This is a genomic window from Actinomadura montaniterrae (genome assembly GCF_008923365.1).
Classification (GTDB): Bacteria; Actinomycetota; Actinomycetes; order Streptosporangiales; family Streptosporangiaceae; genus Spirillospora; species Spirillospora montaniterrae.
In genome coordinates this window covers 1-4,880 of sequence record NZ_WBMR01000393.1, presented here as the reverse complement: position 1 = coordinate 4,880, position 4,880 = coordinate 1, and the positions used below count along the sequence as shown (strand labels likewise).

5 protein-coding genes and 1 pseudogene are annotated in these 4,880 nt (G+C 75.9%); 5 read left to right on the top strand and 1 reads right to left on the bottom strand.

Going from position 1 to position 4,880, the window contains the following annotated elements:
- From F9B16_RS52025 to F9B16_RS49210, 3 genes and pseudogenes are all read left to right on the top strand, one after another.
- Positions 1–437 (top strand): annotated as a pseudogene (locus F9B16_RS52025) (hypothetical protein); the annotation flags it as partial.
- 49 nt (positions 438–486) lie between these two features.
- Complete coding sequence (locus tag F9B16_RS49215) at positions 487–1,455, top strand: ROK family glucokinase (RefSeq protein ID WP_151547150.1); 969 nt, start codon at positions 487–489, stop codon at positions 1,453–1,455.
- A gap of 10 nt (positions 1,456–1,465) precedes the next feature.
- A complete protein-coding gene (locus tag F9B16_RS49210) occupies positions 1,466–2,209 on the top strand; it encodes an endonuclease/exonuclease/phosphatase family protein (protein ID WP_151547149.1) in 744 nt (247 codons plus the stop codon).
- Here F9B16_RS49210 and F9B16_RS49205 read toward each other — a convergent pair.
- Positions 2,206–3,165: a hypothetical protein gene (locus F9B16_RS49205; RefSeq protein WP_151547148.1), complete on the bottom strand. Its 960-nt coding sequence runs from the start codon at positions 3,163–3,165 to the stop codon at positions 2,206–2,208. The genes F9B16_RS49210 and F9B16_RS49205 overlap by 4 nt on opposite strands.
- A 367-nt stretch (positions 3,166–3,532) precedes the next feature.
- Between F9B16_RS49205 and F9B16_RS49200 the strand changes: the two genes are divergently transcribed.
- Together F9B16_RS49200 and F9B16_RS49195 are read left to right on the top strand one after the other, a co-directional pair.
- Positions 3,533–4,267: a lysophospholipid acyltransferase family protein gene (locus F9B16_RS49200; RefSeq protein WP_151547147.1), complete on the top strand. Its 735-nt coding sequence runs from the start codon at positions 3,533–3,535 to the stop codon at positions 4,265–4,267.
- Between the two features lie 3 nt (positions 4,268–4,270).
- On the top strand, positions 4,271–4,880 hold a 610-nt coding region (locus F9B16_RS49195), incomplete at its 3' end, for a DUF5931 domain-containing protein (RefSeq protein ID WP_225992659.1).

Below are 4,880 nucleotides of genomic sequence, written 5' to 3'. Positions count from 1 at the left end.
GCGGCCGGTCCCGCGACGGCGGCGACGGCGACGTGTGGGCGACCGCGACCGCCGAGCCGCCGCGCTACGCCACCGGCGCCCCCGAGTGCTGCCACTGCCCGGTCTGCCGGGCCATCGCGGTGTCCCGCGAGTCGGGCCACGACGTGGGCCGGCACGTCCGGGAGGCCGGGCAGTCGCTGCTGGCCGCCGCGCTGGACGTGGTGCAGGGCTTCGACCGCACCCGCCCGGAGACGAACCGGAACCGGCCTCCGCGGCCGCGCGATGCGTCGGCGGGCCCCGGGGCGGGTAGGTCCGATCGGTCGGGACGGTCGCCCCGCGACGAGGCCCCGCACGGCGAGCCGCCGCGCACGGAGAAGCCGAGCGCGGAGAAGCCGCGCGAGGAGCCGGGCGACCCGTGGGCGGCCGCCACCGGCGGCGACCCCATCGACATCGGCTAGTGGTGCGGACGGGCTCCAGCCAGGGGCGCCCGAGGAGGAGGAAGCGTACATGGCCCTGACCATCGGCGTGGACGTGGGCGGCACGAAGGTCGCCGCCGGTGTCGTCGACGACCGGGGAACGATCCTGGAGAAGGTCCGGCGGCCGACTCCCTCGACCAACCCCAAGGAGACCGCCGAGACCATCGCCGAGGTCGTCGACCTGCTGAAGGGCAAGTACGCGGAGGTGTCGGCGGTCGGCCTCGGCGCCGCCGGGTTCGTCGACGAGACCCGCTCCCACGTGCTGTTCGCGCCGAACCTCGCCTGGCGCGAGGAGCCGATCCGGGAGAAGGTCGAGCACCTCGTCGGGCTGCCGGTCGTGGTGGAGAACGACGGCAACGCCACCGCCTGGGGCGAGGCGAAGTTCGGCGCGGGACGCGGCGAGAACTTCCTGGTGCTGGTGGCGCTCGGCACCGGCATCGGCGGCGGCATCATCATCAACGGCGAGCTGTACCGGGGCCGGTTCGGCATCGGCGCGGAGATGGGGCACTTCCGGGTCGTCCCGGACGGGCGCCGCTGCGGCTGCGGCAACCGCGGCTGCTGGGAGCAGTACGCCAGCGGGAACGCGCTCGTCCACGAGGCCCGCGACCTGGCGCGGGTCGCGCCGGCGATGGCGGGCCGGCTGCTGGAGCTCGGCGGCGGCCGGCCGGAGGGCATCAGCGGCCCCGAGGTGTCGCAGGCGGCCCGGGAGGGCGACAAGGCCGCGCTGGAGTGCTTCCGGACGATCGCGCACTGGGCGGGGCAGGGCCTCGCCGACCTGTCCGCGATCCTGGATCCGGGCGCGTTCATCATCGGCGGCGGCCTGTCCGACGCCGGCGACCTGCTGCTCGACCCGATCCGCGTCGCGTTCGAGGAGGCGCTGACCGGCCGCGGGCACCGCCCGCTGCCCGACATCCGGATCGCCGAGCTCGGCTCGGCCGCCGGGATCGTCGGCGCCGCCGACCTCGCCCGCGTCCGCCCCCTCCAGGACGCGGCGGTCTGAGGGCTTCGCCGTGGCGACGCCGGTGCGGGTGCTGAGCTACAACATCCGGTCGCTGCGCGACGACCCGGAGGCCGTGGCGCGGGTCGTCCGCGCGAACGGCCCGGACGTGCTGTGCCTGCAGGAGGTGCCGCGGTTCTGGGGCTGGCGGGCGCAGCGGCGCCGGCTGGCGCGGGCGTGCGGGATGGACGTGGCGGCGGGCCGCCGGGCGTGCGGCCTCGCGGTCCTTGCGGCGCCGCGCGTCCGCCGCGTCCACCGCGAGTTCCACCTGCTCACGCCGGACAAGGATCTGCACAGGCGGGCGCTCGCGGTCGCGGTGCTGGAGGTCGGCCGTGCGCGGCTGATCGCGGCGAGCACCCACCTCGACCTCGCGGACGGGCCGCGGCTGCGGCACGTCGGCGAGGTGCTGGCGCATCTCGACCGGGCCCGCGCCCGGTACGGCGCGCCGGTCGTGCTCGCGGGCGACATCAACGAGGAGCCCGGCGGCCCGTCCTGGACGCTGCTCACCGAGCACTTCCAGGACGGCCACGCGACCGCGCCGGAGGGGGAGGAGCTCACGTTCTCCGCGCGCGACCCGCGCCGCCGCATCGACGGGGTGTTCGCCGACCCCGGCGTCGAGGTGGCCGGGTGCGGGGTGCCGCCGGACGAGCCCGGCGACCACGTCCGCGCCACCGACCACCGGCCGCTGCGGGCGGACCTCCGGCTGCCGGGCGCCGACCTCCGGCTGCCGGGCGCCCGGGTCGAGCGCGCGGACTAGACGACGGCGCCGTCGTCGGGGTCCCGGGGCTCGTCGCCCATCCGCAGGACGAGCGTCACGAACCCGCCGATGAACGCGGCGACCGCCAGGAACGCGGCCCAGCCGGGCACCTCCCAGTCGAGGATCACCGTGACGAGCAGGTAGACCGGGCCGCCGATCAGCGCGATCCACGCGCCCTTGGTGAGCGGGTCCGCGCTCGGCAGCGGCGGCGGAGGCGGCGGGATGTAGTGGCCCTCGTCATCGTCGTCCGGCGGGAACTCGGGGGCCTCGTCGGCGGGCCGGATCACCCGGGCCCGCGGCAGCCGGCCGGTGCGGTCGTCGCCCTCGCGCGGCGGCCCCGGCCGCTCGTCGATGTTCTCCTGGTCGGGCCACGGGACCTCGTCGCCCTCCGGCGCCGTGTCGAACCCCGCGACGATCTGCGCCCAGATGGCGTCCTCGTCGAGGTCGCGGCCCTGGCCGCCCTCGTCGCCCTTCCCGGACGCGCCGGACGCCCCCGGCCCGCCGCCGGGCTCGCCGTCGCCCCGGCGTCCCGGCGCGGTCGCGTCGAACACGCCGTCGAACGCGTCGTCGAAGGAGCCGTCGAGGCCGCCGTCGCGCGGCCCGTCGTGCACCCCGTCGCGGCCGGGCGGCGCGTCGGCCTTCGGGCCGGCGAGGTCGGTCTCGGGGCGGCCGTCGCCGTCGCCGCGCACGCCCGCGTCCCGCAGCCGCGCCAGATGCGCGCGCAGGATCCCCTCGGCGGCCGGCTTCATGTCGACGTCCACGTACAGCCGGTCGAGGACGTCGCCGACGGGGTCGGCGGCCGTCCCGGCGATCTCGGGCAGGCCGTCCGGCGACGCGGCGTAGGCCGCCACGCCCGCCTCGCCCAGCGCCGCGAGCATCGCGTCGGCCAGATGCGGGGCGAGGTCGACCAGCGGCGCGTAGGTGTCGGCGGACAGTCCATTGCCACGGCGATTCACGGGGCCGGCTCCTTCGACGACTCCGGCGTGACCGACAGCACCGGCATGGCGGCCTCCGCTCCCCCATTGAGGTGTGCGCCCGGCCGCCCGCCGCGATGCGCGGCGGCACTCCCGGACGACCCGAAACGTGTGTCCCACGGTATTCGCTGCGCCGCCCGGGACAAGCCCCCGGGCGCACCCGATTGAGATTTCCGATTAGAGCCTACGTTCATCCGGCCGCGGGGTGTGCCGGACCGGGCACCGGCACCGGGACAGTGGTGTGGGCGAGGGACCGCCGGGATGCGAAGATGTCCCATCATTACCCCCCTCGGACGGGGACTCGGTCTTGCGCGCCGCGTGCGCACGCGGCTCGGAGGAAGGTGTCGGCATGCTCTGGTTCTGGATCCTGCTGAGGGTCGTACTCTCACCCATCATGTACGGCGCATGGTGGCCGCGGAACCGGGGGATGCGGAACGTCCCGAAGCGCGGGCCCGCGCTGCTGGCGTGCAACCACCAGTCTTTCGCGGACCACTTCTTCGGCCCGCTGCCGCTGATGCGGCCGATCTTCTTCATCGGCAAGGGCGAGTACTTCACCGGCAAGGGGATCAAGGGCCTGATCAGCAAGGGGTTCTTCACCGGCGTCGGGGTCGTCCCGGTCGACCGGACCGGCGGCCCGGAGGCGGACGCGGCGCTCCAGACCGGCCTGCGGATCCTCGGCGAGGGCAAGCTGCTCGGCATCTACCCCGAGGGCACCCGGGCGCCGGACGAGCGGCTCTACCGCGGCAAGACCGGGGTGGCGCGGCTGGCGCTGAAGTCCCGCGTCCCGGTGATCCCGATGGCGATGGTCAACACGTTCAAGCTGATGCCGCCCGGGCAGCCGTACCCGCGGCTCGGCGTCCGCCCGGGCGTGCGGTTCGGCGAGCCGATGGACTTCTCCCGCTACTTCGGCCGCGAGGACGACCGCGAGGTGCTCCGCACGGTCACCGACGAGATCATGCAGGCGATCCAGAAGCTGTCCGGGCAGGAGTACGTCGACCGGTACGCCGCCGAGGTCAAGGCCGAGATGGCCGGCAAGCCCGTCCGTCCCGTCGAGGACGGCGACGAGGGCTTCACCGAGGACTGATCCGTGCGCGACGACACCGGCGGGGGCCTGGCCGGCCTGGACGCGGCGCTGTGGCGGTCCGTCGCGGTGTACCGGGCGCTGGCGCTGGTCTACGCCGCCGTCGTGATCGGCAAGAACTCCGGCGGCTACGCGCACCCGCTGGGCGGCTGGGCCGTCCTCGCGGTCCTGGCCGTCTGGACGGGCGTCGCGACGCTGGCGTACCGCGACCGGGCCCGGCGCGGCTGGCCGCTCCTGGTCGCCGACCTCGCCGTCGCGTTCGGGTGCATCCTCACGACCGCGTGGGTGGAGACCCCGCACCACATCGCGACGGGCCGCCCGACGCTGCCGGTGTCGTGGGTCGCCGCGTCCGTGCTCGCCTGGGCCGTGTGGGGCGGGCGGCGGCTCGGCGTCACCGCGGCCCTCGTCCTCGGCGTCGCGAACCTGCTGGTGCACGCCGTCGCCGGGACGGCCGGCGGGATCGGGAACACCACCCTGAACGGCATCGTGCTGCTGCTCCTCGCCGGCCTGGTCGTCGGGCAGGTGGTGCGCCTCGCGCGCGAGGCGGAGGCGCGGCTGGCGCGGGCCGTGGAGCTGGAGGCGGCGACCCGGGAGCGGGAGCGGCTGGCGCGCCGCA

Excerpts from the sequence above, each read along its gene's own strand:
- F9B16_RS49215 (WP_151547150.1), top strand. The coding sequence starts at position 487 with ATGGCCCTGACCATCGGCGTGGACGTGGGCGGCACGAAGGTCGCCGCC.
- F9B16_RS49200 (WP_151547147.1), top strand. The coding sequence starts at position 3,533 with ATGCTCTGGTTCTGGATCCTGCTGAGGGTCGTACTCTCACCCATCATG.